General features: G+C 46.2%; 4 protein-coding genes and 1 pseudogene. All 5 read right to left on the bottom strand.

From position 1 onward, the window contains the following. Window positions 1-230: 230 nt before the first annotated feature. Window positions 231-401, bottom strand: a complete 171-nt coding sequence (gene ccoS, locus B7Y67_RS10470) for a cbb3-type cytochrome oxidase assembly protein CcoS (protein ID WP_293598597.1) — start codon at window positions 399-401, stop codon at window positions 231-233. Between the two features lie 9 nt (window positions 402-410). Beyond that, the gene (locus B7Y67_RS10465; RefSeq protein WP_293598596.1) at window positions 411-2849 is read right to left on the bottom strand and encodes a heavy metal translocating P-type ATPase; all 2439 of its coding nucleotides are present in this window, start codon (window positions 2847-2849) and stop codon (window positions 411-413) included. Window positions 2850-2859: 10 nt separating this feature from the next. Then, complete coding sequence (locus tag B7Y67_RS10460; RefSeq protein WP_293598595.1) at window positions 2860-4101, bottom strand: nitrate/nitrite transporter; 1242 nt, start codon at window positions 4099-4101, stop codon at window positions 2860-2862. A 5-nt stretch (window positions 4102-4106) separates the two neighbouring features. Beyond that, complete coding sequence (locus B7Y67_RS10455; protein WP_293598594.1) at window positions 4107-4862, bottom strand: 2OG-Fe dioxygenase family protein; 756 nt, start codon at window positions 4860-4862, stop codon at window positions 4107-4109. A gap of 29 nt (window positions 4863-4891) precedes the next feature. Beyond that, window positions 4892-5141, bottom strand: a pseudogene (locus B7Y67_RS10450) (C4-dicarboxylate ABC transporter substrate-binding protein); the annotation flags it as partial.

Raw genomic sequence — 5141 nt, 5'->3', positions numbered from 1 at the left:
TGACTACCTTGTAATTGAAGGTATCTTGATTGTTCCCCACGGTAAGTCCCATGGTTTCTCCTTTTTGGTGACCAAACAGCGACATAATTCAAATAGACTTCGGCAATTATCGAAGTAAGCCGCATGAGGTGTTTTGATCTATGTCAAAAAGGATGCCTGCATTTACGATACGTAGAAACTTCTGTATTGAGGCGTAATTCCTAACTAGCTAATAAATAAAGATTTTTTAGTTAGTTATCACTAACATTTTTGGATTTAGGTGTATCGTCATCCATCAAAATCGCCTCACCTGGCCCCTCCAAGTCATCAAACTGACCCGCTTTCACAGACCAAAAGAAAATCCAGGCCAAAAGACCGATTACAAGCAGGGAGATGGGGATCAAGAGAAAAAGGCTTTCCATCCCTCTAGTCTAGGCCTTTCTGAGTCGCCAGGCATTTAATGTGACTGCCAAAGAAGATAGAGACATGCCGATGCCTGCAATCCAAGGGTTGACCCAACCCATCATGGCCACTGGAATAGCCAAGAGGTTGTAAACCAGGGCCCAAATCAAGTTTTCTTTAATGATCATCTGGGTTTTATCTGCCAGCAATATAGACTTAGCTAGAGGAGCTAAGGAGCTCGCCGTCAAAATCGCATCTGCTCCAGCACTAACGAGTGGCGCCCCCGCCCCAACTGCAATCGAAACATCGGCTTTTGCTAGTAGAGGTGCATCGTTAATGCCATCGCCAATCGCCCAAACAAAATGGCCTTCCTTTTGCAAGCGCTCAATGTAGTGATACTTATCCTCTGGCGAGCAGGCACCCTTGAAACGGTCAATCCCAACATGATGCGCCCACCACGATACAGTCGTAGGATCATCTCCAGAAACTAAATGCACGGTGATCTTGCGCGATTTTGTAGCAGCCAACAATTTCTCGAGCCCCGCTCTCGGAGTATCTAAGAATAAAAAGCTCGCAATCAATCCTTTGTCATCAGCCAGATGCACTTGGCCATACTGCCCCTCTTGCTCAATCTGTTGAGCGCCAACCCAAGCTGCACTTCCTAGCCTATAAACCCCTGAGCTCAGGCCTTTACCTAATTGATTGGTAACAGGCTCAGGTAAGTTTTTCAGTGGGCAATTTTCAGTTTCAGCTGCACGTAATAAAGAAAGTGCTAGAGGATGTTTTTGACCAGCTTCCATTGCAGCAGCAATACTAAGGACATCTGCTCTAGAAAACTCTGCACGAGCAATCAACACCTCTTTTAATTCTGGCTGCCCCATGGTGAGGGTGCCAGTCTTGTCCAATACCAAGTCAGTAGCCTTGACTAAGCCTTCTAGGACATGGCCGCGCACAATTAATAAGCCCAACTTAGTTACGGCACCTTGGGCTGCAGCCATGGCTGTTGGAACGGCAAGCGATAAAGCGCATGGACAACTGGCAACAAGCACTGAAACTAAAACTGTCCACGCTCTGCTGGGATCGACATACCACCAAATGGCTGAAGACAGAAATGCAGCGATTAATAAAAAACCAACAAAATATCCAGCCCACTTTTCTGCCAGACTCACCATGAGGGGCTTAGCTTGTAGCGCTTGATCCAGTAATGAGGCAATGCCAGCGATACGAGTAGATTGACCAACTGCATCAATTCTCATGAGCATAGGGTTCAGAATGTTATGCGTACCTGCATATACACGATCACCAATCTTTTTATCAATTGGTTTTGATTCGCCAGTCAGCAGTGACTCATCTAAAGCGCTCTCACACTCAATCAAAATACCATCTGCTGGGACCACATCACCAGGTGGAACACGAAGAACCTCACCAGGGTTGCAATTAATGACCGGAACAATTTCTACCCTCTGAGACTCTGGATAGTTCGGCACTCGCTCGCAAGTAGCAGGCAATTGTTTTGCTAAAGCCTCCGCCCCACCCTGCGCATCTTGACGAGCCAATAACTCCACATAACGTGCTGCCAAAATAAAGGCAACAAACATAGTAATGGAGTCAAAGTATCCTTGGCCTGAACCGGTAGCAAGATTCACGGTACCAGCAGAAAATGCTAGAGCTAAAGCTAGGGCAATAGGAACATCCATACCCAACATATGCGTCTGACGAAATGAGGCAACACTTCGCCATGCAGCCTGAAAAATCGGACCAGCTGAATACACCATCACTGGAACAGTGAGAGCCCAACTAGTCCAACCCAGTAAGAGGTCATACTCAGCGGTAATATCGCTATCACCTACGTATGTTGGCCAGGCATACATCATGACTTGCATCATGCCCAATAAAGCAACTCCAAGTCTCGTCAGCAGTTGACGACGTTCTTTCTTGGATTTTTCAATTGACAGGGAAGGCTCGAATGGCCACGCCTCGTAACCAATACGCTCTACCTCAAATAATAAGCGAGCTAAGCTAGTTTGCCCAGGTGAAAACTCTGCCTTGACCTTTTGACTTACATAATTAATCTGCACATCTTTCACACCAGGAATACGCCTGAGATGTTGCTCACATAACCATACACAAGCAGCACAGCGAATCTTCTCAAGTCGTAAAGTGGTTTCTAGATTACCGTCCTCACCACTGGGCCGAGTGTATCGACCAAGCAAAGAAGGATCATCGTAAGGAGCTAGGTTGTCAGGAATTTCATTTGAAGCAAGGTAAGCAGCAGGCTTATCACTTGACTGTGCACGACGTGCATAGAACACTTCCAAACCTTCGCCATGAATAGTTTGCGCAATTGCCATGCAACCAGCGCAACAGAATTTTCTATTGACGCCACCCAACTCAATCTCATAAGAGTCGCCTGGAAGAATAAAACTTCCGCAGTGATAACAGCTATTGCTTGGCATACTAGTGCTCATATGTGCATTATTAATTGGGAGTGAGAGACTTGCTTACCCAGCCATTACGGCGTTCATATAGAACAAATAGAACACCCCAGATCACTATGGCGAAATATGCCCAAACCCAAGCAATTTGTGAGCTACGTGAGCCTGCTAGATCAAGCACAAATCCAAAAATCGCCGGGCCTAACAGGCCGCCGCCAAAGCCCATTAAAGAATGGAGACCCATTGCAGCACCTTTAATATTTTCTTGCGCGCTCACCACCAAACCCGCAGTTAAAGTGGCAGAGTCAGCCATAATAAAAATCGCGTGCCCCGTGGCCAATGCAATAATTAACCACCAAGATTGTCCGGTTGATAAAGCCAGCGCCATGCCAAATGCTGCACTAGTCAGCATGACAATGAAAATCCATTTTTGACGCCCTATTCTCAAGGCAATCTCATTTCCGGCAATGGATGCTGGAACACCAAAAAAATTAATGACACCAGCAAGGGTGGTAGCGGTTAAGAGAAAAGAGTCGCCAGTCGTGATTGCACAGAAAGCAAAAAAGGCGACCAACCAACTACGAGAAGCAAATAGTTCGATCGAATGTACGGTGTAACCAAAAATAAATCCTGAAGCTGTTTTATCTTGCAAAACTAAGCGCCATTTGTCCACCGGAAAAATATCATGCAATCGAACATGAATAGGGCCATGCCATTTTTCATGAGTGAGTGCAGGGATAAATATCAGCACAATCAATAATGCGGTAAATGGGCCTAAGGCGATGATTCCAAAAACATAGCGCCAGCCCAAACCATCCAAGATCCAGCCAGAGCAAAGATATGAAAAGCCAGTACCAATGCCAAAGAAAGCCGTATAGAAAGCAATATGACGACTCAATTCTCCGGTCTTAATACGATCAGAAAGAATCTTTAAGCCAGGCATATAGGTACCCGCTAAACCAGCCCCATTAATCGCCATAAAGATCAGGGCAGTCCAGAAGTTATCAGCAAGGATGCCCATGCCAAGCAGTCCACTTGTAGCCAACAGACCACCTACAAGATAGATTTTTTTTGCATCGACACGATCCGTCAGGGCTGTTGCTAACGGCACCATCAGCATATAGCCAAAGAAAAAAGCGCTCGCAATTAAACCAGACTGCAAATTACTGAGATGCCATTCGTCTTGCAATGTTGTTAACACGACAGCGTAGCAAGCAAAACCAAGCAGCGCGCAGGTTTGCGCCATGAGCATGAAAGGGGTGTAACCGGTAGGTTTAAAGCGCATAGGACTTACTGCTGACTACGACCTGGTGAATCCTGAAAACCATTCGAGCGAAAGGTGAGCACCAAAGTATCTCTGTAGCCGTGAGGCCCTAAGGGCTGAATCGGGGTGGACTCATGAATCATACGTTCATCATTCATCAACAATAAAGACCAAGGTTCAGAAAGTGTAAATCTCGAACCGGCAGAACCATTTGCATCAAAAATGCGAGTCTCACCACCCTTAATGCCAACTCGATTGAGCAAAAAGACAGCTACAAAATCCACGCCATCACGATGCGCACCTTCGGGAGTTGGGCGACCAATTCCATCAGTCGTATCAATCCGAAATTGATGCGCCTCAACAAACCAAGTATTCACCTGCTTTACGCCGCTTAATATGTTGGCCAGCCCCAGCAAAAGAGATTGCCAGGCAGGATTGTTGGTAAGCTGAACCTGCGAGGGTTCAAACCAGCGCTCGATGCCGCCATGCAAGGCGTTGTAGTCAACTGACTGCCAATGGGCACGATGCGGCACTATGGTCAGACTTTCACCCTTCATCTCGAAGCTTGAATGGCGTCGAAAGCGGTAGCGTCCCCCATCCTTTAGATACGGATCGCGCGGCAAACCTTCCCAAAACTGGTTGAGGCTTAAGAGCTGCTCTAGATCCACATGCGCTATTTTTGCCACCTCCTGTGCGGATAACACTGCATAACCCTGATCTCGCAAAGATTGAGGTAATTCCTTAACGGGAGTCAGCGGGGGTAAAAGGCTTGAGAGAGTCATGGGCTTATTTTAGGCTTTTAGCAATCAACTTAGGAATGCAAATTCAAACGGCCACGTACCTCTCCTACATGCCCCTTTAAGTCATATAACTCTTTTGCGTCCAGCATAGAAACCTTGATATTGCCCACCCTTCTCTCAATATCCTCCAATTCCTTAAAGTTCTTTTCTTTCAAGTCTGGATTAGCAGCGTTTTTTTCTATTAACTTCAGCTCTTCATAAACTCTAGATAGCTTGAGTCGTAATAACAAATTTTTGGCCGCAGGAATGTAGGTAAACAGG

The organism is Polynucleobacter sp. 35-46-11, from assembly GCF_002281105.1.
The sequence above is the reverse complement of the archived record's forward strand: the minus strand, read 5'-3'. Positions and strand labels throughout refer to the sequence as shown.